Source organism: Fulvivirga kasyanovii (genome assembly GCF_009711405.1).
Lineage (GTDB): Bacteria > Bacteroidota > Bacteroidia > Cytophagales > Cyclobacteriaceae > Fulvivirga > Fulvivirga kasyanovii.
On record NZ_SMLW01000575.1, the window covers coordinates 1 to 22469 of the forward strand.

24 protein-coding genes are annotated in these 22469 nt (G+C 39.7%); 12 read left to right on the forward strand and 12 right to left on the reverse strand.

What is annotated here, in order from left to right:
• Both E1163_RS15295 and dusB read right to left on the reverse strand, forming a co-directional pair.
• Positions 1 to 478: DMT family transporter (locus E1163_RS15295; protein WP_155173324.1), on the reverse strand; the 478-nt coding region annotated here is incomplete at its 3' end.
• Positions 479 to 565: 87 nt separating this feature from the next.
• Positions 566 to 1555 (reverse strand): tRNA dihydrouridine synthase DusB, encoded by a 990-nt coding sequence (dusB, locus tag E1163_RS15300; protein ID WP_155173325.1) that lies wholly within the window; start codon positions 1553 to 1555, stop codon positions 566 to 568.
• A gap of 124 nt (positions 1556 to 1679) precedes the next feature.
• Here dusB and E1163_RS15305 point away from each other — a divergent pair, with 124 nt between their 5' ends.
• From E1163_RS15305 to E1163_RS15325, 5 genes are all read left to right on the forward strand, one after another.
• Positions 1680 to 2615, forward strand: a complete 936-nt coding sequence (locus E1163_RS15305; protein WP_155173326.1) for a CPBP family intramembrane glutamic endopeptidase — start codon at positions 1680 to 1682, stop codon at positions 2613 to 2615.
• The gene (locus E1163_RS15310) at positions 2612 to 2821 is read left to right on the forward strand and encodes a putative signal transducing protein (protein WP_155173327.1); all 210 of its coding nucleotides are present in this window, start codon (positions 2612 to 2614) and stop codon (positions 2819 to 2821) included. The genes E1163_RS15305 and E1163_RS15310 overlap by 4 nt, the downstream gene beginning before the upstream one ends.
• Positions 2802 to 3632 carry a phosphatidate cytidylyltransferase gene (locus E1163_RS15315; protein ID WP_155173328.1) on the forward strand — a complete coding sequence of 277 codons (831 nt, stop codon included), beginning with the start codon at positions 2802 to 2804 and terminating at the stop codon, positions 3630 to 3632. The genes E1163_RS15310 and E1163_RS15315 overlap by 20 nt, the downstream gene beginning before the upstream one ends.
• A 71-nt stretch (positions 3633 to 3703) precedes the next feature.
• Positions 3704 to 4978 carry a Glu/Leu/Phe/Val family dehydrogenase gene (locus E1163_RS15320; RefSeq protein WP_155173329.1) on the forward strand — a complete coding sequence of 425 codons (1275 nt, stop codon included), beginning with the start codon at positions 3704 to 3706 and terminating at the stop codon, positions 4976 to 4978.
• A 21-nt stretch (positions 4979 to 4999) separates the two neighbouring features.
• Positions 5000 to 5659, forward strand: a complete 660-nt coding sequence (locus E1163_RS15325) for a phosphatidylserine decarboxylase family protein (protein WP_155173330.1) — start codon at positions 5000 to 5002, stop codon at positions 5657 to 5659.
• Here E1163_RS15325 and E1163_RS15330 read toward each other — a convergent pair.
• Together E1163_RS15330 and ribD are read right to left on the reverse strand one after the other, a co-directional pair.
• Positions 5656 to 6138 (reverse strand): GAF domain-containing protein, encoded by a 483-nt coding sequence (locus tag E1163_RS15330; protein ID WP_155173331.1) that lies wholly within the window; start codon positions 6136 to 6138, stop codon positions 5656 to 5658. The genes E1163_RS15325 and E1163_RS15330 overlap by 4 nt on opposite strands.
• Positions 6139 to 6140: 2 nt before the next feature.
• Complete coding sequence (ribD, locus tag E1163_RS15335) at positions 6141 to 7160, reverse strand: bifunctional diaminohydroxyphosphoribosylaminopyrimidine deaminase/5-amino-6-(5-phosphoribosylamino)uracil reductase RibD (RefSeq protein WP_155173346.1); 1020 nt, start codon at positions 7158 to 7160, stop codon at positions 6141 to 6143.
• Between the two features lie 139 nt (positions 7161 to 7299).
• Here ribD and prmC point away from each other — a divergent pair, with 139 nt between their 5' ends.
• A complete protein-coding gene (gene prmC, locus E1163_RS15340) occupies positions 7300 to 8178 on the forward strand; it encodes a peptide chain release factor N(5)-glutamine methyltransferase (RefSeq protein ID WP_155173332.1) in 879 nt (292 codons plus the stop codon).
• Here prmC and E1163_RS15345 read toward each other — a convergent pair.
• A complete protein-coding gene (locus E1163_RS15345) occupies positions 8158 to 8763 on the reverse strand; it encodes a hypothetical protein (RefSeq protein WP_155173333.1) in 606 nt (201 codons plus the stop codon). The genes prmC and E1163_RS15345 overlap by 21 nt on opposite strands.
• Positions 8764 to 8877: 114 nt before the next feature.
• On the opposite strand from E1163_RS15345, the gene E1163_RS15350 reads away from it, so the two are divergent.
• Positions 8878 to 11172: a TonB-dependent receptor gene (locus E1163_RS15350; protein ID WP_155173334.1), complete on the forward strand. Its 2295-nt coding sequence runs from the start codon at positions 8878 to 8880 to the stop codon at positions 11170 to 11172.
• On the opposite strand, the gene E1163_RS15355 is transcribed toward E1163_RS15350, so the two are convergent.
• From E1163_RS15355 to E1163_RS15385, 7 genes are read right to left on the reverse strand one after another with little or no spacing between them, the layout of a single operon-like run.
• On the reverse strand, positions 11169 to 11963 hold the full coding sequence (locus E1163_RS15355) for a Rossmann-like and DUF2520 domain-containing protein (protein ID WP_246223709.1): 795 nt from the start codon (positions 11961 to 11963) through the stop codon (positions 11169 to 11171). The two genes, E1163_RS15350 and E1163_RS15355, sit on opposite strands and share 4 nt — an antisense overlap.
• A gap of 20 nt (positions 11964 to 11983) precedes the next feature.
• Positions 11984 to 14521, reverse strand: coding sequence for a heme lyase CcmF/NrfE family subunit (locus E1163_RS15360; protein ID WP_155173335.1), 2538 nt, complete (start codon positions 14519 to 14521; stop codon positions 11984 to 11986).
• Between the two features lie 22 nt (positions 14522 to 14543).
• A complete protein-coding gene (locus E1163_RS15365) occupies positions 14544 to 14951 on the reverse strand; it encodes a cytochrome c maturation protein CcmE domain-containing protein (RefSeq protein ID WP_155173336.1) in 408 nt (135 codons plus the stop codon).
• A 51-nt stretch (positions 14952 to 15002) separates the two neighbouring features.
• Entirely contained in the window at positions 15003 to 15257 is a 255-nt protein-coding gene (locus E1163_RS15370; protein ID WP_155173337.1) for a CcmD family protein, read from the reverse strand.
• On the reverse strand, positions 15257 to 15913 hold the full coding sequence (gene ccsA / locus E1163_RS15375) for a cytochrome c biogenesis protein (protein ID WP_155173338.1): 657 nt from the start codon (positions 15911 to 15913) through the stop codon (positions 15257 to 15259). Before ccsA ends, E1163_RS15370 begins: the two co-directional genes overlap by 1 nt.
• Positions 15914 to 15926: 13 nt before the next feature.
• On the reverse strand, positions 15927 to 16589 hold the full coding sequence (locus tag E1163_RS15380; RefSeq protein ID WP_155173339.1) for a heme exporter protein CcmB: 663 nt from the start codon (positions 16587 to 16589) through the stop codon (positions 15927 to 15929).
• Entirely contained in the window at positions 16586 to 17422 is an 837-nt protein-coding gene (locus E1163_RS15385; RefSeq protein ID WP_155173340.1) for a GNVR domain-containing protein, read from the reverse strand. Before E1163_RS15385 ends, E1163_RS15380 begins: the two co-directional genes overlap by 4 nt.
• 148 nt (positions 17423 to 17570) lie before the next feature.
• On the opposite strand from E1163_RS15385, the gene E1163_RS15390 reads away from it, so the two are divergent.
• From E1163_RS15390 to E1163_RS15410, 5 genes are all read left to right on the forward strand, one after another.
• Positions 17571 to 18593: an NAD-dependent epimerase gene (locus E1163_RS15390; RefSeq protein ID WP_155173341.1), complete on the forward strand. Its 1023-nt coding sequence runs from the start codon at positions 17571 to 17573 to the stop codon at positions 18591 to 18593.
• Positions 18594 to 19841: a nucleotide sugar dehydrogenase gene (locus E1163_RS15395; RefSeq protein WP_155173342.1), complete on the forward strand. Its 1248-nt coding sequence runs from the start codon at positions 18594 to 18596 to the stop codon at positions 19839 to 19841.
• Positions 19841 to 20878 carry a UDP-glucose 4-epimerase GalE gene (gene galE / locus E1163_RS15400; protein WP_155173343.1) on the forward strand — a complete coding sequence of 346 codons (1038 nt, stop codon included), beginning with the start codon at positions 19841 to 19843 and terminating at the stop codon, positions 20876 to 20878. The genes E1163_RS15395 and galE overlap by 1 nt, the downstream gene beginning before the upstream one ends.
• Before the next feature lie 11 nt (positions 20879 to 20889).
• Entirely contained in the window at positions 20890 to 21762 is an 873-nt protein-coding gene (gene rfbA, locus E1163_RS15405) for a glucose-1-phosphate thymidylyltransferase RfbA (protein WP_343033845.1), read from the forward strand.
• A partial coding sequence (locus tag E1163_RS15410; RefSeq protein WP_155173345.1) for a dTDP-glucose 4,6-dehydratase occupies positions 21759 to 22469 on the forward strand: 711 nt, incomplete at its 3' end. The genes rfbA and E1163_RS15410, both read left to right, overlap by 4 nt.

Below are 22469 nucleotides of genomic sequence, written 5' to 3' on the forward strand. Positions count from 1 at the left end.
CTACATAAAGCCCATAAAGGTTAAATTCTGATGCATCTCCTCCTGATCCTGCCAAGATTAGAGCTGCCGTCCCTAAAAACCCTGTAACCAGACCTATAGCCGTTTTAGCAGTGATTTTCTGCATAAAAAATAAAGCGCCCAGAATCATAGTAAAAAGTGGTGTAAGGGCATTAATTATCCCGGCAACCGAACTGGGGAGGTGGGTTTGTGCTTTGGCAAACAAAAAAGCAGGCAGGAAACTTCCAAACATACCTACCGAAAATAAAAAAAGCCAATGCCTTTTGTGCAGAGTTTTTAACCTGCCAACAGCAAACGGCAACAAAAATAGAGAGGCAGAAACAATACGTATAGCCCCTACTTCTCCGGCGGAATAAACATCCAGCCCACGCTTAATCAAGATAAATGAACTGCCCCAGATCAGGGCAAGTATTAGCAAAAGCCCCCAAGCCAACAGGTTAGGGTTAATTTCTTTAGTCATAGAATAGCAATGGTTTCAAAAATGGAACCTGATCTTTTCAGCAAAGATAGTGGTGATAGTAATAGATAAAGAACCCAAAAATTGCTCTTACGCGTAGGCTTCCACAAAAGTTTCGCCTATTTCGTCTAAAATAGCAAGAAGCTCTGCATGCGATTCTGACTCTACCAGCCTTGTTCTGAAAGGTTTGAAATTCGGAATGCCTCTGAAATAGTTGGTGTAGTGTCTTCTCATTTCAAAAATACCGGTAAGCTCACCCTTCCACTCCACAGAAAAGTCCAGGTGTTTTTTGGCTACTGCTACTCTGTCGGCCATCGCGGGTACGGGGAGTTTAGAGCCTGTTTTCAGGAAGTGCTTTATTTCATTAAAGATCCAGGGATAACCGATAGCGGCCCTCCCAATCATGATACCATCAACGCCATATTTGTTTTTGTATTCCAGAGCTTTTTCCGGGGAATCGATATCACCATTTCCAAAGATGGGTATATGAATGTCAGGATGGTTTTTAACTTCGGCAATCTTAGTCCAATCAGCATCTCCTTTATACATCTGTTTGCGGGTACGGCCATGGATCGTTAGCGCCTGAATCCCAACGTCCTGCAACCTTTTAGCGACCTCTACAATCCTGATGGTGCTGTCATCCCAGCCCAGCCTGGTTTTAACGGTAACAGGAAGCGACACTTGCTTTACGATCTCCTCTGTCATTTTCTGCATTTTAGGGATATCAAGCAGAATACCGGCACCGGCGCCTTTACAGGCAACTTTTTTTACAGGGCAGCCATAGTTTATATCAATCATTTCAGGTTGTGCCTCTTCTGCAATAGCTGCAGCTTCCCTCATTGACTCTATTTTGTCACCGAAAATCTGTATTCCGATAGGGCGCTCGTAATCGTAAATATCAAGTTTCTGAACACTCTTTTCAGCATTTCGGATAAGTCCTTCTGAAGAAATAAACTCCGTAAACATCAGGTCTGCACCATTTTCCTTGCATACTGCCCTAAATGGCGGATCACTCACATCCTCCATGGGGGCCAGTAACAAAGGGAATTCGTCTATCTCTACATTTCCTATCTTAACCATTGACCTAATACTTATCTTTACCGAAGTGATTTTAAAATAAACTGTAAATTTACGTCAAATGAGCAATACAAAGCAAGTTCCTGAAAGTTATGTGGAAGCTGCTACTACTTATTGACACTTGATTATGGACAAATTTGATAATAATATACATCTGTCGGAAGGCAGAAGTTCCGCCGCCTCAGTGATTTTTATATTTGGCCTGGCACTACTTGGGGCGCTCATTGGCTCTCAAATAGGTATGTTTTTGGCCATCCCTTTTTACCCTGGATCCTTGATGGAAATGCTGGAAGCGCTGGCCGACCCTACAGGAGATCCCGCGTTAAGGATTCCTTTGTTCATAAGCCAGGGCTGCGGCACGCTGCTGGGAATGATCATAGTTCCTTTTTTATACTTAAAGATCAGGGAGAAAAAAGACCTGAGCATATTTTTCAGCAAACCTATCGGCGGGCTTCCCATTGCGCTCACTTTTGGAATTGTGATGGCTTTTATGATTGTTAATTCACTATTCATCGAATGGAATGCCAACATCCACTTCCCTGAGTTTATGAAGGGTTTTGAAGAATGGGCCCGTGAAAAAGAAGACGCACTGGCTGAAATCACCTTATTTATCACGAAATTTGATGGACCGCTCGATCTTGCCATCGCCTTTTTTGTAATTGCTATACTGGCACCTCTGGGTGAGGAGCTGCTTTTCAGAGGGTTTATTCAGAACGAACTGCATACTGCCACCAGAAATATCCATGTGGCCATTTGGCTATCGGCAATATTATTCAGTGCCATACATATGCAATTTTTTGGTTTCGTACCCAGACTGCTTTTAGGCGCATTGTTTGGCTATTTGTACTACTGGGCAGGAAATCTGTGGGTGCCTATCACTGCACACTTTATCAACAATGGCTTTACGGTGGTTGTGCTTTACCTCCATCAGAAAGGCCTGGTCAGCTTTGACATAGAAAATACTGAGTCTGTACCTTTGCCTACTGCTTTAATATTCACTATTATTACCGTTGGACTATTATACTATTTCAGGAGTTATTTTTTGAGAAAGCAAGTTAAATGAAAGGATGGCAAAAAGTATTTGAAACTGATCAATCCTACCATGCAGAAATAGTGAAGGATGTACTCGAAGATAACAATATCACTCCTGTCCTCATTAATAAAAGAGACTCATCCTTAAATAACTTTGGACAATATGAAGTACATGTAGCGTCTGAGGATGTGTTACGTGCGCTACAAATAATAAAAAATGACATCGATTTTAAATAAGTACAGTAATTTAACTCAAAGGATCATTGCAGCCCTGGTTGGTGCATTAATTATCATCAGCGGAATATGCTATAGTGAATGGAGCTATTTCATCATATTCATTTCTATTTGCACCGCCACTCAACTTGAATTCTACAAACTGGTAGGGTTGGATGGCATGCTTCCTTTAAAAACCTTTGGTACATTTTGTGGCCTTTGTATTTTTTCACTCACTTTTTTTATAGAAAGTGGAAGAATTAATGAAAAATACTATTTCGCTATTTTTCCAATAGCAACATTGATCTACCTGATATATTTGTACAAGAAAAAAGAGGTGAAGCCCTTTCGCGGCATTGCCTTTACTTTTCTGGGCATATTATACGTTGCCATACCTTTCTCACTGCTCAATGTAGTGGCTTTCTTTTCCGGCGAGTACACCTTTGAGCTTATTCTGGGATCGTTATTGATACTTTGGGCCAATGATACAGGCGCATACTTTGCAGGAGTAAGGTATGGGCGGAGAAAACTATTTGAGAGGGTCTCTCCCAAAAAGTCATGGGAAGGTAGTATCGGGGGCTTACTTCTGGCACTGGCCATGGCTTATGGCCTTCACTATACCACTGATGTACTTATGCCGTGGCAGTGGTTATGTGTGGGTTTCATCATTATCATCGGTGGCACCTATGGTGACCTGGTAGAATCATTGTTTAAAAGAAGTATAGAAATCAAAGACTCAGGCAGATTGATACCGGGACATGGAGGGTTCCTTGACCGATTCGACGGACTCTTACTTTCAGCCCCTTTCATCACTACTTTCTTGAAAATCTTTTAAGTATTTGCCACATTGAATGATATATATTTCTTTAAATTTGCAATCGTTTTAATAACCAAAAAACAAAACATATGGGTTATATAGAGCCTGCACCCCTAAAGGACGAAAAGAATCCTTTCGAAGCAATGATGTCGAGGTTTCACATTGCTTCTCAAATACTAGGAATTGACGATGAGGTCTACAATGTTTTAAAATCTCCAGCCAAGCAAGTTATTGTTTCACTACCTATAACCATGGATGACGGTTCCATCCGCGTATTTGATGGATACAGGGTTATACATTCAAATATTCTGGGACCTTCCAAAGGTGGTATCCGTTTTGACCCGGGTGTGAACATTGACGAGGTAAAAGCTTTGGCTGCCTGGATGACCTGGAAATGTGCTGTAGTGGATATTCCATATGGTGGAGCCAAAGGAGGTATTCAGTGTAACCCGAGGGAGATGTCTTCGGGAGAGATTGAGCGTTTGATGAGGGCATACACCTTATCAATGGTTGAAATATTCGGTCCTGACAGGGATATACCTGCACCTGATATGGGAACAGGGCCAAGGGAAATGGCGTGGTTAATGGACGAATACTCAAGAACTCAGGGTATGACCATCAACTCAGTAGTAACAGGGAAGCCTTTAGTACTGGGTGGTTCATTAGGAAGAACTGAAGCTACGGGTAGAGGCGTGATGGTATCTGCATTGGCTGCCATGGAAAAACTTAAAATTAACCCATACAAAGCTACCTGCGCGGTACAAGGTTTTGGTAACGTTGGATCATTTGCTGCCCTTCTGCTGGCAGAGCGTGGTGTAAAAGTAGTAGCTATCAGTGACCTTTCAGGAGCGTACCACAATGCAAATGGTATAGACATTCAAGCCGCGATTGATTATAGAAACGGTAATAACGGCACATTAACCGGTTTCCCTGGTGCAGAAATGATCGCCGGAGATGAAATATTAGGCCTGGAAGTTGATGTATTGGTACCTGCGGCAACAGAAGATGTAATCACTTCTCAAAATGTGGAAAGCATTAAAGCTAAGCTAATAGTAGAAGGTGCGAACGGACCTACGTCTGCCAAAGCCGACAACGTGATCAATGACAAGGGAATTATGGTAGCCCCGGACATCCTTGCCAATGCAGGTGGTGTTACCGTATCATACTTCGAATGGGTACAAAACAGACTTGGCTACAAGTGGACCGGTGAGCGTGTAAACAGACGTTCGGACAGGATTATGAAAGATGCATTTGATAATGTATACAATACTTCTAAAGAGTACAATGTATCCATGAGAATTGCAGCTTACATAGTTGCCATCGACAAAGTAGCTAAAACATACAAATATCGAGGTGGTTATTAATTGTAACTAAAGTATTTAGCATTGAGCATACATAAAGAAGGACGAGTTTTATTAGTAGTACTGTTGATCATTCTATCAGTAATCAACGTAATGGTTTACTTTGGTTTCCCTGATCAGCCTACTGTATTCAGACTGACATTAGGGGTGACAATCATACTATTTTTGCTCGTCCTTCAATTTTTCAGAAACCCAAAGGTCATAACTCCGGTAAACGACCGCCATGTAGTAGCGCCTGCTGACGGTAAAGTCGTGGTGATTGAAGAAACTACTGAAACGGAATACCTCAAAGACAAAAGGATTCAAATTTCAATATTTATGTCCCCTGTTAATGTACACGTCAACAGGATGCCGGTTAAAGGAATTGTAGAGTTTTTCAAATATCATGCGGGAAAATATCTGGTAGCCTGGCACCCAAAGTCAAGTACCGAAAATGAAAGAACAACAGTGGTGATAAAAACGCCAAAGGGTGTATCTATCCTAATGAGGCAAATTGCCGGAGCCCTTGCCAGGCGCATTAAATGGTATGTCAAGGAAGGGGAAGAGTTTGAACAAGGCCAGGAGTTTGGTTTTATCAAATTTGGATCCCGGGTTGATGTATTTCTGCCCCTTACTGCCAAAGTAAAAGTAGATATCGGTCAAAAGACCAAAGGTGGAATGACAGTTTTGGCCGAGCTTGATTAAAGCTTGGCCTCAATTAATTTCATCAACCTCTCCAGGTATACTTTATCTGTCTCATCAAAATCATTTAGCTTATCACTATCAACATCGAGGATAAGTGCTACTTCACCGTCTTTAATTGCTGGCAATACGATCTCTGACTTGGAATCAGAACTACAGGCTATATGTCCCGGAAACTCATCCACGTTGGGTACAAGTACCGTCTCTGCCTTTTCCCAGGAAGTACCACAGACGCCTTTTCCTTTACGAATTCTCGTGCAAGCAATCGGCCCCTGAAAAGGCCCCAACACCAATTCATCATCCTTTACAATATAAAAGCCTACCCAGAAAAAGTCCATTCCGAACTTCAATGCTGCAGCTATATTCGACAGGTTAGCAATCAAATCACTTTCAACAGAAATCAACCCTTCTATCTGCGGCAACAAGGATTCATACTTCTCCTTTTTATCTGCGCTGGTATTTACAATTAATTCTTCCGCCATTTTCAGTTTTTATATATTAATAATTTATCTGTATCAATCAGTTCCTCCGCCACAAGTCCGGAAATTCCAGGAGCATCTATACCTTCCTCAAATTTGATTTGAGAAACGAAAACCCTTGCCTCATCCCACATACCTTTTTCAATTAATAAATTGAGCAATTGAGCACCTCCCTCCACTATTACGGAACGTAATCCCTGCTCATAAAGATTAAAAAAAAGCGCCTCAAAAAAATTATTTTCTGGCAGCTTTACATATCGAAGCCCTTCAATTTCCTGATCAGTAAGCAAATTATAGCAAATTGTAGGTTGTGTGCTATCAAAAAGTTTCAGGCTTTTGGACAGCCTCAAATTTCGGTCTATGACTACCCTTACAGGATTTCTCCCCGACCAATCGCGCACATTTAATTGTGGATCGTCGTAGTGAGCAGTATTAGTACCCACCATAATAGCATCTTCCTCTGCCCTCCATTTGTGTACCAGTTTGCGGCTGGTTTTATTGCTGATCCACTTGGAGTCATAGTTTTTACGCGCAACAAAACCATCTGCCGTTTCAGCCCATTTGAGAATAATGCAAGGTCTCTTCTTCTTTAAGCCGGTAAAAAAGCGTTTGTTGATCTCCAGTCCCTCATGCTCCAAAACACCCGTAGTAACCTTTATTCCGGCATCCTCAAGTTTTTTAATTCCTTTGCCCCCTACCAAAGGATTGGTGTCAATATTTGAAATAACAACCCTTTTCACTCCATATTTTACGAGGAGGTCTGAGCATGGAGGTGTTTTTCCAAAATGAGCACAGGGCTCCAGGCTTACATAAACTGTACTTTCAGGCAGTAAACTTTTATCTGCCACACTTTCGATAGCATTGACTTCCGCATGTGCCTCCCCATATTTCTTATGCCAGCCCTCTCCGATAACTTTACCATTATAAACTATAACACACCCGACCAAGGGATTGGGGCTAACACTACCAAGTCCTAGCAAAGCGAGGTCAAATGCCCGTTGGATATATAATTCATCATTGTGCATGCCGGTGATAGAGTAATGTTGATTCCTCACCTGCGTTATTAGAAAGGCCAGATCAACATAAACATTTTTTTTTAGCGAATTAACTAGATTTGTATTAACCTTACAATGTTAACAAACTCACTAGTCATTATAAACCATCATGTCCCGCAATATTCCGGACTCCTCCAAAAAGCTTTTAAAATATATCACCGACGAAATTCATCTGGAAGAAAGTGCTGAAGAAGTTCTAAGCATTGCTTACCTGATCATGGAGCATGTTTTTGGTCTGGATAAAGCTGAAATTATTCTTGACAGATCAATTAACATTAGCAATTCGAAAGCTAAAGAGCTTAAAGAGTTTATAAAAAGGATAAATACATATGAGCCAATCCAGTATATTCTTGGAGAAACGGAGTTCTATGGTCGTGAATTTAAGGTAGACAAAGGTGTTTTAATACCTCGGGGAGAAACAGAAGAACTGGTTCAACTGATCATTAATGAGAACCAGGGTAAAAAGATCAAGTTACTAGACATTGGAACCGGCACGGGATGTATTCCCATTACCCTGTTAAAAGAATTAAGAGGAGCAAGGGCTTTTGCTATTGACTATGATCCTCGTGCTATAAAAGTTGCCAGAAAAAACGCACAGTTACATAATGTGCCAATCGAGTTTCTGCTTATTGATATTTTAAATGAACCGATTCCGGTGCAGTCGCTGGACGTTATAGTCAGCAATCCTCCTTATGTAACGGAAAGTGACAAACTACAAATGAAACCCAATGTGCTAAAGTATGAACCTGCTATGGCATTATTTGTAGAAGACTCCGACCCCCTGTTGTATTACAGGCGCATAGCAGAGTTAGCCAAGAGTACTTTGAAGGAGCATGGATTACTGTATTTTGAGATCAATGAAAGATTTGGGGAAGATGTTAAAACATTACTGGAAGTTATGGATTATTCTGATGTTCAGATAGTCAAGGACCTACACGGTAAAGACAGGATTGCAAGAGCATCAAATTCAGTAAATGTGCTCACCTAACCAGAAAGGGGTACTACTTTGAAATGCCACCATTCCATCAGATAGTGGTTCAATAATTAGTTTATTTTGTTCCTCATATTGCCTTACTTCAACATCGCTCTTGATACTGACAATGGCATGAGCATCCAGGACAAAGAGGTTTCCTTTAGTTACCCATTTTCGAAAATAGCCTGATCGGCAATAGCTCCATTTGTATTTATTCTTCCAAATAACAATATCCAAGGAAATCGTGGTCAGTTGATTCATGACATTTTCACGCACTTCACCAAGTATATGGACTGCCTTACAGTTAAGATCCATAAGAAAAGCCAATGCCTGCATATAATGAGAGGTATCGGTATCATCTGTAATAAACTGGATTGGCATTTGAAAACTCAATTTAGAGCGAAGTTCATCCATTGATTCCCGGTTACACACGATTGCATCAATTTTGACACCATAATCCAAAATCAGTTTTACCGCCTCCTGTACAACTATGACTTTGGGACTCCATTCCAGAAGTTGAAATAAAGTATCCTGATTAACAGGCCCCATAATGAGTAGAGCTGGTTCCTGGTCTTCCCTTACAAAATGATGTGATGACATGCCTCAAATCTAATTAAAACCATTTTCATATCAGTATTTTTAGGCTAATCTAATAATTATTTTTTGCATATATAATTAATTTGTTAAGTTTGTAACAAAAAAATGTTTCGACATATGAAAAGAGTACTTTTACTTTTAGTGATTATATTATTTAATAAGGTTGGCTTCAGCCAGCAGACAGCCACTATACAAGGCCTGATAAAAAGTAAGTCCGGAGTGGTGCCTGGAGCAACAGTTCAGATACCTGCCACCCAGACTGGCGACGTGGCAGATGCAGATGGTCACTTCAAACTTAGTGATCTTGAACCGGGAAACTATAAATTGGAGTTCAGGTCTATTGGTTATAAACCACTAATTAAAACTGTAAACATATCCGCCGGACAAAATCTGGAGGTCAACGTAAGCCTGGAAGAAAACAGCCTTGGACTCGATGAAGTGGTCGTAACAGGCACAATGAAACCTACATTCGTAAAATCCTCTCCGGTAAAAGTCAGTGTTGTCACTTCTGAATATTTCAACACCTTTACACCTGCCGCAGCCTCCTCAGTGGTAGAAGGTATCAAATTGGTCAATGGTGTTCAGGAAGTTGTGGCTTGTGGTGTTTGCTTCACCAATAGTATCAGCATAAATGGTTTGCCCGGGCCTTACACCGCGGTTCTTATGGATGGAACACCTATCTATGGTAACCTGGCATCAGTTTATGGTTTAAATGGCATTCCCAGCATGATCATCGATAGGTTTGAAGTCATTAAAGGGCCAAGTTCTACGCTCTACGGTTCCGAGGCTGTGGCAGGAGTTATAAATATTATTACCAAAGATCCTGAAGATCAGCCATTGCTCTCAATTGATGTTATGGGAACTTCTCATCTTGAATCATTCGGAAACCTGTCTGCGGCACCATCCATTGGCAAATCCCATGGTTTCATTGGCCTGAACTACGCCTATATCAATGATTTTGATGATAGAAATAATGACGGTTTTGCCGATATGATCAACTTGGACAGGTATTCCCTTTTTACTAAATGGAATATTCACCGCCCAAGCAATAAGAAATTTACAGTAGCTGCGAAATATTTTTATGAAGATAGAAGAAATGGGGTTGAAGAGTTTTTGAAAGATCGAAACTATCAGGAATTGCGCGGTAGTGATGAAATTTATGGTGAAAGCATCTACACTCACCGCGCTGAGCTTTTCGGAACATATGAGCTACCCACAAATACCAATCTTAAAATTGACTATTCCCTGAGCCAACATTTACAGGACAGTTACTATGGTGCAGACTATTACGAAGCAGAACAAGGAATAGCCTTTGCCAATTTTATTTGGGACAAACAATTAAATGACCACTCTATCCTTGCCGGTATTACTTCAAGATATCAGCACTATGATGATAATACTGTAGCCACATCGGATTCTGATTCAGACAAAAACTCTCCTGATAATCAATTTATCCCCGGTGTTTTTCTCCAGGATGAATGGGTTATATCTGAAAAACTATCCTTGTTAACCGGAGGCAGATTGGACCACTACACCTCTCATGGAGCAATTTTTTCACCTCGTTTTAATGCCAAATATAAACCCGGCAAATGGACTACTTTAAGGGCAAACTTTGGTACCGGTTTTAGAATAGTAAACCTTTTCACAGAAGATCATGCCTTTATAACCGGGCAAAGGAGTGTAGAGATAGTAGAAGAGCTTAAACCAGAAAGATCCCTCAATGGAAACGTTAACCTGAACCATGTATACTCCTTAGGCAAAAGTCAGGGAACAGTAGATTTTGACGTGTATTACACTTATTTCTCTAATAAGATAATACCCAACTATGATGACCCAAATAAGATTGTCTATGCCAACACAGATGGGCATGCAATTACCAAAGGCTTAGGAATAAATGTAACACATGATTTCTATTTTCCCCTTGCAGTAAACGTGGGGTTTAATGTTCAAGAAGCTACTCAAACCGAGCCAAATGAGGAGGGGACACTTGAAACCACTTCCATAGAGTTTGCTCCTGAATGGAGCGGTGTAATCACAGCAAATTACACTTGGACACAACCCAAAATAAATATCGCGTATACTCTGAGACTTACAGGTACAATGGCCCTGCCTGCTGTTTACGATGTGGGGCAGGACGGAGAGCCACTGGCTGAGCCACGACCTACTGAATCAGAGTCTTATATGTTTCACAACATCCAACTTTCCAAGGAAATATCCAATACGTGGTCCGTTTATGGAGGGGTACAAAATTTATTTGATTATGTGCAGCCTATATCACCACTCACCGGATTCAACGATCCTAATGCTCCTACAGGTTTTAGTCCTTACTTTGATACTGCATACGCCTATGCACCTATTCATGGACGCGAGTTTTATTTAGGGGTAAAATGGAACCTGTCAAAAGGTCATTAATCCTGAGGGTAGCTATCGATAATGTGTTGAGAGATCATTCTATAAATTTCAGCTACGGCTTCATTCTTGCTCAAGAACTCCATGTGCTTGTCAAGTGTTTCAAAATCATGCCTACGGGCCGGGCCAGTCTGAGATTTGCCTGGCCCAAGCTCAAAACTCTTGTTGATAGTCTCAGCTATCAACGGATGAAGTAGATCAAAATCCAGCTTGCTACCTGCCAAAATATCTGAGGATATTTTCATGAAATGGTTAACAAAATTACAGGCAAAAACGGCTGCCACGTGTAACGCTTTACGATCGCTGGAGTTTATATGTAAAACTTTTCTGCTTATAGCCTTACCCATAGCGTAAAGCAACTTCTCAGTAGATGAATCTTCCGCTTCTATACATATGGGCACATGGGTAAGATCTACTTTTTTTTGCTTACTGAAAGTTTGCAGAGGATAAAAAACACCAATATGCTCACTGGCGGCGTAAGAGAGCAGGTCTATAGATTTAGCTCCCGATGTATGTAGTAATATGGCATTATCTGGCAATACTATCTCACGTGCAATATCTGAAATGATATCATCAGGAACAGCTATAATAAAATATTGAGCAGGGCTATTTGAGAAATCATACCCTTCCTTAGTTTCGGCCTGATAGAGCCTGTTTACCAATGCCCTGGAACTCTTCGCAGATGTACTGCAAACTTCTTTAACCGGATAGCCTGCATTATCAAGAGCCGGCGCCAAATGCCAGGCTAAATTTCCAGCTCCAATAAAAGAAACGTAATTATTATTAGGCATCATGCAGGTGTTACGTATGTAGGTTACTCCATACCCTTTTCTCTCATCTTTTTAAACTCACTATACCGCCGGTTAATGGCAATTCCGAAACCTGCCATTAACAATAGTGTGCCTAACCATAAAACATTTATGAGTGGTTTTTCCATAGCTTTTAGCACCACCCAGTCTTTCTGCCTGGTGTTAGCTCCAATAGCCATGCTATTTTTTTCCGGATAGATATTTAACAGAGTTAGTTTTAATCCAAGGTCACTAACTTCATCTGAAATACGACCGACCATGCCATTCTTTATTAAAAAGACGGGCTGTACTACGTATTCTGATTCTTCCCCCTGAACCGTAATAGTAGCTTTCACGGCAACATCTTCACTACTAAGCTCTACACCTTCTACTTCCGGTATCCTTTCTAATTTATCTACTCTTGCCACATAGTCATTCACAAAGAAGTTATCCTTTGGAGACACTTCAAATTCCTCCATATCGCTCCATTCCACTTCATTATTAGGATCCCTTATAGAAGAAACGTGGGTATACAAATCCTTAGCAAATCCTCGTTTGATATCTGGTGAAGCAAGCAACCCTCCCATAGATTCATTTACCTGCGCACGAGGATATAAGGTAAACTTCTCACCTTGCTTGTCTGTATATTCTATTTCGTAATAAGTATTTTCCGGAGCAATCTCTATGGTATCATTTTTCTCAAAAATCACCTCTCCATCAGCTACAATATCTCTCTTCGCTATTACCATATGCGGCAAACCAGTTTGTCTGATATCATTTCGATTGATATAGCTCGATACATCAACCGGTTCCAGCCTCTCTCCTTTATATTTCAGGCTATAGTCAGCCATCTCTTTCGGCTCGTTGATAAATAACAGCAAGTTCTCATTATTGAATTCGGTTGACGATTCTTTGGAGATTAGCATACCTGTTGTATTCAGGGATACTACCTTAGAATATCCAGCGGAAAACATTATGCCTATTAACATCAAGCCTACTCCAATATGTGTAACTGCACCCCCGGATAGCTTTGGGTTCTTCTTTAATACGTTAAAAAGAATTTTGGCATTTGCCACCACAGTATAGACACCTGCAAGTAGCAGCATAATATATATGGGATCGGCAACATTCTTAATTACCACAATAATCGTAGTAATAATTAAAGTAAATACGGCTGGAACAGTAAGGCTACTCCACAATTGCTCCTTTTTCATCTTCTTCCACCAAAAGAACTGCCCCGTACCTGAGAGAAGAGCCACTCCAACCGCAAACCACAACTGAAACTTAGAGTAGAAAGCAATCTGGTCAGCAGGAGGTGCAATGTTGGATACTCCTCCAAAAAGCTCAACTATACTATTCCAAACTGGAATAGATGTGGGTATCAGAACCTGAAAGCCCATCAGGCATAAAACCAAAGCTCCGATAAAAATCCAAAACTCTCTGGAATAGGTAGAAGCCTCCTTCTCAGAATAAGGCATCTCCTTCCATCTTACTACTGCCAAGACAATTGATCCGACAGTGAAAAACAAAAGGTAAATAAGCAATTGCCCTGAAAGCCCAAGATCGGTAAAGGAGTGTACTGAAGAGTTTCCTAATATCCCGCTCCTGGTTAAAAAGGTAGAGTAAAGAATTAACACAAAAGTAGTTATAACCAGTACTACACTTGCTTTAAGTGCTGTATCACTGTTTTTAAAAGTGATCATTGTATGTATAGAAGCTACTAAAAACAGCCAGGGCACGTAAACTGCATTTTCTACAGGGTCCCAGTTCCAGTAACCTCCAAAGTTAAGTGTTTCATAGGCCCAGTATCCGCCCATCAAAATTCCCAATCCTAGAATAGCTCCTGAGAACAGTGCCCATGGTAGTGCCGGCCTTACCCATTCGCGGTACCTTCTTTTCCAAAGGCCTGCGATACAGAAGGCAAATGGAATAACCGTGGTTGCAAATCCTAAGAACAAGGTCGGAGGGTGGATTACCATCCAGTAGTTCTGCAGAAGCGGGTTAAGTCCTGTCCCATCCTTTGGCACAAAGTTCGGCTGTTCTTTGAAGATTGGGGCATCAATGGCATCTCTCAATAGTATAAAAGGTGAACTACCCAATTTTATATCCAGACCAGGTATAACTACACCAAGGATCATGGATGCAAGAAAAACCTGAACCAGGGAAAATACGGTCATTACCGGGGCTTCCCAGAATTTATTGGTCAGAATAATAACCACCCCAAGCAAAGCGTGCCAGAACAGCCAGAGCAAAAAGCTTCCTTCCTGCCCCTCCCAAAAGCATGAGATCATATAGTGGGTTGGAAGCCTTCTGGATGAATGGCTCCACGCGTAGTGATACTCGAAGTAGTGATTATAGATAATATAGAAAAGGCTAAATACAATGCCTGTAACAGCAACAGCATGAAGATAAAATGCTACCCTTCCGTTTATCTTCCAGGATTTTTCCTGTGTTAGCTCTTTGGCTTGCGAAGCTTTAAAAAAACAAAAAGCTGAATATAATGCGCTTATGAAAGCTACAATAACAAAAAGGTGACCGAGGCCACCAATAAATTCATGTATCATAAAAGTAATGCTTTTTCCCTTCTCACATCTCTGCTTTTACAGTGTTCTCCTGATATTTTGAAGGACATTTCATTAGAATTTTTTCCGCTACAAAAAGATCATCTTTATATGAGCCAATAACCACAACCTTTTCTGATCTTTGAAAATCTGTAGGCATAGGCTCATTATAAAAAACCTTTTGTTCCCTCTTATTATCATCTACCATGATAAATGAAAATGACAGTTTGTCTACCGAAGGTTGTATGCCGATAATTTCACCTCGTTCTTTTTTGAGTTCTCCAACAACATGTATGCTACTTTCATTACCACTAAGGGCCATTTCCTGAGCTGTATCGAAAGTAACGTAAGAACTTGCATCGCCTGCGGTTGTGATAATGATACCAATAGCGGCTGCTATAATAATGATACCTATAATGTGAGAAGTTTTCATAAGCTTCAATAATTGATCAAATACTGTACAAAGTTAGGCTCAAAATGGTTTCTAAATATCATTATTTAATAACTGTTTCTCAATCCTGCTTACTTTTTTGTCAATTACCACAAGATACGCGACCAAACCGCCCAAAATAATACATATAACTCCGGTAAGGACATATATCTTTCCTTCTTCACGGAACCTATCCGCCATCTCAACTTCTTCATTTGCATAGTCACTCTCGGTAATTTCTATTTTATCCTGAGCCTTAACAAAAAATGAAGCCAGGCAGAAAATCAGCAATAGGCCAATCTTTTTCATCAATCTATAATTTGTTCAAGTTTCCTAATACGTACTCTTAATGTAGCTATCCATACTCCTAACATTATCCAACCAATAACCGCGGGGTAAAAAACCATCCTCAAGCGGCTGTCAAGGTCATACGCATTGAAACCTGGATTACCGCCATTGCCGGGATGAAGTGAATCAGTAAGTCTGGGAAGTATAAATAGAAGAGGGATAAGGGCGAAGAATGCGAAAATGTTATAAACAGCACTTATTCTGGCTCGTTGCTCATCATTATCCAGCGAACCCCTAAGAATAAAATACGCAAAATAGATGAGTAAGCCTATAGCCGCACCATTCTGTTTTGGATCTCCGCTCCACCAGTCTCCCCAGGTAAACTGAGCCCAAAGCATTCCGGTAAGTATTCCCAGGATGCCAAAAATCACACCAACATTGGCAAATTCAATGGCAAAATCATCATATACCTTACCTGAACGTAAAAGATAAAGAATAGAATAGGCAACAGATACTCCTAACATCAGTATCATTCCAAACCACATAGGTACATGAAAATACAGTGCCCTTATGGTCTCATTAAGAATAACCAACCTTGGGACTTCAAATAAGAGTCCGCCTACAACAACATAGAGAAGTAGTAGAATTGTTAATATTTTCCACCACGATTTACGCATAAGCCCTTAAAAATTAGCTCCTCCAAAGATACGGGAATAAGAGATAAGAAACCGCCCCGACAATTAGATTAATTGCCAGTAGCGTCAGCATTTCATTATAGCTGGCACTTCTTTCAATACCATCAAGAGCATTTTTGGATATTTTTATGATCATAAGCAGCATTGGCAAAATGACGGGGAAACCTAATATAGCCATGAGCGTCTGATTATTATTAGCCTTAGAGGCTATAGCAGAGATCATAGTAAGAGCCGACGAAAAAGAAACTGCTGCCATAAGCAAGTTGACAATAAAAAGAAATGGATCATGGATTGGGTTGCCCAACACTAATGAATACATAACAAACCCCATGAAGGCTAAAACCAACATTAGCACTGCATTATAGCAAATCCTTGCCACTATGAGCTCTTGAGGTTTTATGAGCCAATAATAATACAGGAACTTCCCTTCCTTTTCCTGGATAAAGCTTTTGGCTACAGCATTAATAGCCGTAAACAACAGAATTATCCAGAACAAAGCATTCCACGTTACAGGATTGAGTTGGTTAGCTTTGACATTGAAGCTCAGGTAACAGATAAAGATGGTACTAACCAGATATAAAAGAATACCATTAATGGCATAGCGCTGACGCCACTCCAGCAGCACTTCTTTTTTTATAAAGTTTATAACTCCACTCAAGAATGAGTCCTTTCGTATTGTTTTAAGTAGCTATTAAGTTCTCTACCAAAGGCAATAAATAAGCCGATTAAAAAGCCGATTAAACCCCCTATTGCAACTGAGAAGACAGGCCTTGGACTTACGGGCCTTTTATATGCATCAAAGTCCTCTACAATTTCTACTGCACTATTGAACTCTAACTCCTCTTCTAGCTTTTGCTTTTCTTTTACCAGAGCCAGCAAAGCAGTATATACCTCCCCTGGATTCATCATAATAACATTATCCTTACCTAAATTATTGGAGTCATATAAACCTTTCTTTAAACTGTCTATCTGGTTGATTTCCATGTCGAGCTTGTTAATAAAGCTTTTATATTGTTTTGCCTTTAGATCTATTCTCTTTTTAACAAAGTCATTATTAGATAGGTAGTACAGCATGCCTTTTTCAAGTTCCGTCCAATGACTATTCGAAAAAGACTCAACTCTAATTACATAGAAGGCATATTCAAGCTTTTTATCAGCCTCTTCGTCAGTGGGTTCAATCTCAATTTTGCTAATATAACCGACTACTTCAGGGGGAAGGTTGAGCTTATTGGACAAAACTTTATAATTATTCTCTTTAAGAAGTTGAGTAAGATTCTCATTGATTACTTCCAGTAAAGATTTATTCAAAATAGTAGCCCTCACTACTACCTCACTCTGATAAACAGCAGGTTTAAGGTTGTAATACAGTAACCCTAGCAAAAACCCTACTACTGTTAATAATATAATAGTGATTTTATTTCTTAGAAGAACGTTTTTTAGCTTAACAAGTAGTTCTGTTAGGTCAATCTCATCAGTTTCTTTTTCCGACATATCTGTTTCTATCTAATTTATTGCAAGTTTATTAAAATAAACTAAAGAGTTCTAATGCTCTATATAATTATTACATTTGTGCCAAAATTGACCTTATTTTGTTGAGCATGGGTTAAGTTTGTTTAGGTTTAAAAGTAAAAATTTACATATGGATTCAATACTGGTTACAGGAGCGGCTGGTTTTATTGGCTTTCATCTTTGCAAGGTTTTATGTAATAAAGGGTATAACGTTACCGGCATAGATAACCTCAATGACTACTATGATGTTAACCTGAAAAAATCAAGGCTTAGTATTCTGGAGACAAAAGATAATTTTGATTTCCAAAAATTAGATCTTGAGGATCAAGAAGGCATAGAAAAGCTTTTTAAGACGGGCAACTTCTCTTATGTGGTAAACCTGGCTGCCCAGGCTGGCGTACGCTACTCCTTAACAAATCCAAGGGCATATATAAAAAGTAATATTGACGGTTTCCTCAACATTCTGGAAGGTTGCAGGTATAGCGATGTCAAGCATTTAATATATGCATCATCTAGCTCTGTGTACGGAGCCAATACAAAAATGCCATTCTCTGTGGAACACAATGTTGATCATCCGGTATCATTGTATGCTGCCACAAAAAAGTCAAACGAATTGATGGCACATACCTACTCGCATTTATATGGTTTACCCACAACCGGTTTACGTTTCTTTACCGTCTATGGACCATATGGACGTCCTGATATGGCTCTTTTTTTATTTACCAAAGCGATAATTGAAGGCAAACCTATTGATGTCTATAATCATGGTAAAATTCGAAGGGACTTTACCTATGTCGATGACATAGTTGAAGGAATTGTAAGGCTGATACCAACTATCCCCTCCGGAAATCCTGATTGGGATGGAAACCAACCTAACCCGTCAGATAGTTTTGCTCCTTATAAAATCCATAACATTGGCAATAATCAACCGGTTGAGCTAATGGACTTCATTAATGCCATTGAAGACGCATTGGGAAAAACTGCTATTAAAAACATGATGCCTATACAACCAGGTGATGTGCCTGCAACATATGCAGATGTTGATGCACTGACAAAAAGTGTAGGATTTAAACCGAATACCTCTATCAAAACAGGAATTCAACAATTTGTAAATTGGTATTTAGACTATTATAAGATCAAAAATTATAAATAAATGAAATTAGGAATTATAGGACTTGGGTATGTTGGCCTTCCATTGGCAGTTGAATTTGGAAAGGTACTTGATGTAGTTGGATTTGATATTAACAAGAAACGCATAAACGAACTTTTAAATGGTGATGATAAAACACTAGAAGTAGATAAAGAAGAATTATCTCAAGCAACACGATTAAGCTATACCTCAAATGTTGCAGAACTTGAATCAGTTGATATTTACATAGTAACTGTACCCACACCGATTGACCAGTTTAAAACTCCTGATTTAACTCCGCTAAAAAAAGCTAGTGAAACAGTAGGTAAAGTTTTATCTAAAGGAAACATCGTTATTTATGAATCAACAGTGTTCCCTGGTTGTACAGAGGAAATTTGCGTGCCGATACTCGAAAAGGTGAGTGGACTTAGATACAATAGTGATTTTTATTGTGGATATTCTCCCGAAAGAATAAATCCAGGGGACAAGGAGCATAGATTGAGCACCATCAAGAAGGTAACTAGTGGAAGCACGCCTGAAATTGCAGAGAAGATAGATCAACTATATGGCAAAATCATTACTGCCGGTACTCATTTGGCTTCATCAATTAAAGTTGCTGAAGCTGCTAAGGTTATTGAAAACTCTCAGAGAGACCTCAACATTGCTTTTGTGAACGAATTGGCTATGATTTTTGACAAAATGAACATTGACACTCATGAGGTACTTGAAGCTGCGGGAACAAAATGGAACTTCCTCCCATTCAAACCAGGGCTGGTTGGGGGACATTGTATAGGAGTTGATCCATACTACCTGACTTATAAAGCTGAGAGTTTGGGTTATCACCCTCAAGTGATTCTATCCGGCAGAAGAATTAATGACAATATGGGTATATACGTTGCCAGTAAAGTCATTAAATTAATGACTAAGAAAAATAATCCTATAAACAATAGCAACATACTTGTACTGGGAGTTACATTCAAAGAAGATTGTCCTGACATCAGAAATAGCAGGGTAATTGATGTAATCCGTGAACTGGAAGGCTTTGGTGCAAATGTTCATGTATACGACCCGCAGGCTGATTTAGAGGAAGTAAAGCATGAGTACGGGCTTACCTTAATTGCGGAGCCGGATATGGAGTATAATGCAATAGTCCTAGCTGTAGGACACAAACCTTTTAAATCATTGGATATTAAAAGGATATCGAATGAATCTACCGCCATCTATGATATTAAGGGATTTTTGGATAAAACAACTGTAACCGCAAGATTGTAATGGAAAGGGGTAAAATCATTGTTACCGGAGGAGTGGGTTACATAGGCTCCCATACATGTGTTGAGCTTATCAATGCCGGCTATACGCCAGTAATTATTGATAACTTCTCAAATTCTGAAAAATTTGTAATAGACCGACTCAAAGAACTAACAAAAGCTGAAATTTATTTAGAGGAGGGAGATTGCAATGATCTGGGCTTTTTAAAGTCTGTGTTTTCCAGACATAGTGGAATCCAAGGTGTTATTCATTTTGCGGCTTATAAGGCAGTGGGAGAGTCTTCGTCTAACCCTATTAAGTATTATGAAAACAATCTCGTATCAACTATTAACCTGCTTAAAGTGATGGAGCATGAACAGGTTAATAACCTTGTATTTTCATCCTCTTGTACGGTATATGGACAGCCTGACATTTTGCCTGTAACCGAAGAATCCCCAATAAAACCGGCTGAATCACCTTATGGCCGCACTAAACAAATTTGTGAAGACATTATAACAGACTTTTGTAAAGCCAAAAATCATTTTAGGTTCATTTCCCTGAGATACTTTAATCCTATTGGAGCCCATCCCTCTGGCTTAATAGGTGAATTGCCTATAGGCGCACCTAATAACCTTGTTCCATATATAACCCAAACTGCTGCGGGTATAAGAGATCAACTCACTATTTTCGGAGATGATTATAATACACCAGACGGCACATGTATCAGGGATTATATACATGTCGTTGACCTAAGCAAAGCCCACATTGCTGCCTTAACTAAAATGGTCATGGGTAACAATACAGAACAAAAAGCAGTTTATAATATCGGCACCGGAACCGGGCACTCTGTGATGGAGGTAGTTAAAATTTTTGAGAAGGCCACTAACCAAAAATTAAATTATGTCATTGGAAAAAGAAGAGATGGTGACGTTGAGAAGGTTTTTGCCGATGTTACAAAAGCTCAGCATGAATTAAACTGGAAAACAGAACTTTCTTTAGAGCAATCGTTAAAAGATGCCTGGAACTGGCAAAAAAATATATCAAGTATAGAAACCCATTAAACACTCATATTGTGAAAGGAATAATACTCGCAGGTGGTTCTGGTACAAGGCTTTATCCCCTTACCAAAACCATTTCCAAACAAATGCTGCCTATATATGATAAACCTATGATTTATTATCCTTTGTCTGTTTTAATGCTAGCTAACATAAAGGAAATATTAATCATAACAACCCCTGAAGACTCAGAAGGTTTTAAGAACCTGTTATCGGATGGCTCCCAATTAGGTTTGGACATACAATATGCTGCCCAACCTTCTCCCGACGGACTGGCTCAGGCCTTTATTATTGGTGAAGAATTTATAGGAAATGACTCTTGCTGTCTAATACTGGGTGATAATATTTTCTATGGTTACAATTTCTCCAAAACATTGATACAAGCAGCTCAAATGCAGGAAGGAGCTACTGTATTCGGTTATTATGTAAAGGATCCTGAGAGATATGGTGTTGTAGAGTTTACAGAGGACAACCAAGTGGTATCTCTCGTTGAAAAACCACAAAATCCAAAGTCGAGTTACGCTGTAACCGGGTTATATTTCTATGACAACACTGTCGCAGAAAAAGCTAAGCAAATCAAACCCTCACCACGTGGTGAACTGGAAATAACTGATTTAAATAATATGTATCTCAATGAAGGTAAGCTTAGGGTTGAACTATTAGGTAGAGGTATGGCTTGGCTTGACACCGGAACACATCAAAGCTTACTGCAAGCCTCTAACTTTGTCGAATCCATTGAAGAGAGGCAAGGGCTTAAAATAGCTTGCCTGGAAGAAATTGCATTCAGGAAGGGCTACATTAGTAAACAGCAGCTAATAGAACTTGCTCAGCCTCTATTGAAAAATCAATATGGACAATATTTGACTAAAATAGCTGAAGAGAAAATATGAAAAATATATTGATAACGGGCGGTGCGGGATTCATTGGATCCAACTTCATTCCATATTTCTTGAATAAATACTCTGAGTACAATCTAATCAACCTGGATAAACTAACTTATGCTGGTGATCTGGTAAATTTAGAGGAAGTTAAATCTGACGATAGATATACATTTGTTCAGGGAGATATTTGTGACAGGAGTTTAATTGAAAAGCTTTTTAAACAGTACAACTTTCAGGGCGTTATTCATTTTGCGGCTGAATCTCATGTGGACAACTCAATTGAAGGGCCTGAAGCATTCATTAACACAAATATCAATGGCACATTTACCCTAATTGATGTTGCTCGTAAACACTGGATGAACAGTCCTTTTGAGAAAAGAAGTGAATTCAAGGAAGCACGTTTTCATCATATTTCCACTGATGAAGTTTACGGTACTCTTGGAGAGACCGGTTTTTTCAATGAAACTACACCATATGCTCCAAACAGCCCATACTCTGCTTCAAAGGCCTCCAGTGACATGCTGGTAAGGAGTTATTTCCATACCTATGGGCTAAATGTAGTTACCACCAACTGCTCTAATAACTACGGCCCTAAACAACACGATGAAAAGCTAATACCTGTAATTATTAGAAAAGCCCTGAATGGTGAAAACATCCCCATATACGGCGACGGGAAAAATATAAGGGATTGGTTGTATGTACTGGATCACTGCAAA

Bases quoted from the DNA above. Each gene is read 5' to 3' on its own strand.
- E1163_RS15390 (WP_155173341.1), top strand. From the start codon at position 17,571: ATGGATTCAATACTGGTTACAGGAGCGGCTGGTTTTATTGGCTTTCAT.
- E1163_RS15350 (WP_155173334.1), top strand. From the start codon at position 8,878: ATGAAAAGAGTACTTTTACTTTTAGTGATTATATTATTTAATAAGGTT.
- prmC (WP_155173332.1), top strand. From the start codon at position 7,300: ATGTCCCGCAATATTCCGGACTCCTCCAAAAAGCTTTTAAAATATATC.
- E1163_RS15360 (WP_155173335.1), bottom strand. From the start codon at position 14,521: ATGATACATGAATTTATTGGTGGCCTCGGTCACCTTTTTGTTATTGTA.
- E1163_RS15310 (WP_155173327.1), top strand. From the start codon at position 2,612: ATGAAAGGATGGCAAAAAGTATTTGAAACTGATCAATCCTACCATGCA.
- ribD (WP_155173346.1), bottom strand. From the start codon at position 7,160: ATGCACAATGATGAATTATATATCCAACGGGCATTTGACCTCGCTTTG.
- ccsA (WP_155173338.1), bottom strand. From the start codon at position 15,913: ATGCGTAAATCGTGGTGGAAAATATTAACAATTCTACTACTTCTCTAT.
- E1163_RS15305 (WP_155173326.1), top strand. From the start codon at position 1,680: ATGGACAAATTTGATAATAATATACATCTGTCGGAAGGCAGAAGTTCC.
- E1163_RS15320 (WP_155173329.1), top strand. From the start codon at position 3,704: ATGGGTTATATAGAGCCTGCACCCCTAAAGGACGAAAAGAATCCTTTC.
- dusB (WP_155173325.1), bottom strand. From the start codon at position 1,555: ATGGTTAAGATAGGAAATGTAGAGATAGACGAATTCCCTTTGTTACTG.
- E1163_RS15370 (WP_155173337.1), bottom strand. From the start codon at position 15,257: ATGAAAAAGATTGGCCTATTGCTGATTTTCTGCCTGGCTTCATTTTTT.
- E1163_RS15315 (WP_155173328.1), top strand. From the start codon at position 2,802: ATGACATCGATTTTAAATAAGTACAGTAATTTAACTCAAAGGATCATT.
- E1163_RS15395 (WP_155173342.1), top strand. From the start codon at position 18,594: ATGAAATTAGGAATTATAGGACTTGGGTATGTTGGCCTTCCATTGGCA.
- E1163_RS15330 (WP_155173331.1), bottom strand. From the start codon at position 6,138: ATGGCGGAAGAATTAATTGTAAATACCAGCGCAGATAAAAAGGAGAAG.
- E1163_RS15345 (WP_155173333.1), bottom strand. From the start codon at position 8,763: ATGTCATCACATCATTTTGTAAGGGAAGACCAGGAACCAGCTCTACTC.
- E1163_RS15385 (WP_155173340.1), bottom strand. From the start codon at position 17,422: ATGTCGGAAAAAGAAACTGATGAGATTGACCTAACAGAACTACTTGTT.
- E1163_RS15355 (WP_246223709.1), bottom strand. From the start codon at position 11,963: ATGATGCCTAATAATAATTACGTTTCTTTTATTGGAGCTGGAAATTTA.
- galE (WP_155173343.1), top strand. From the start codon at position 19,841: ATGGAAAGGGGTAAAATCATTGTTACCGGAGGAGTGGGTTACATAGGC.
- E1163_RS15365 (WP_155173336.1), bottom strand. From the start codon at position 14,951: ATGAAAACTTCTCACATTATAGGTATCATTATTATAGCAGCCGCTATT.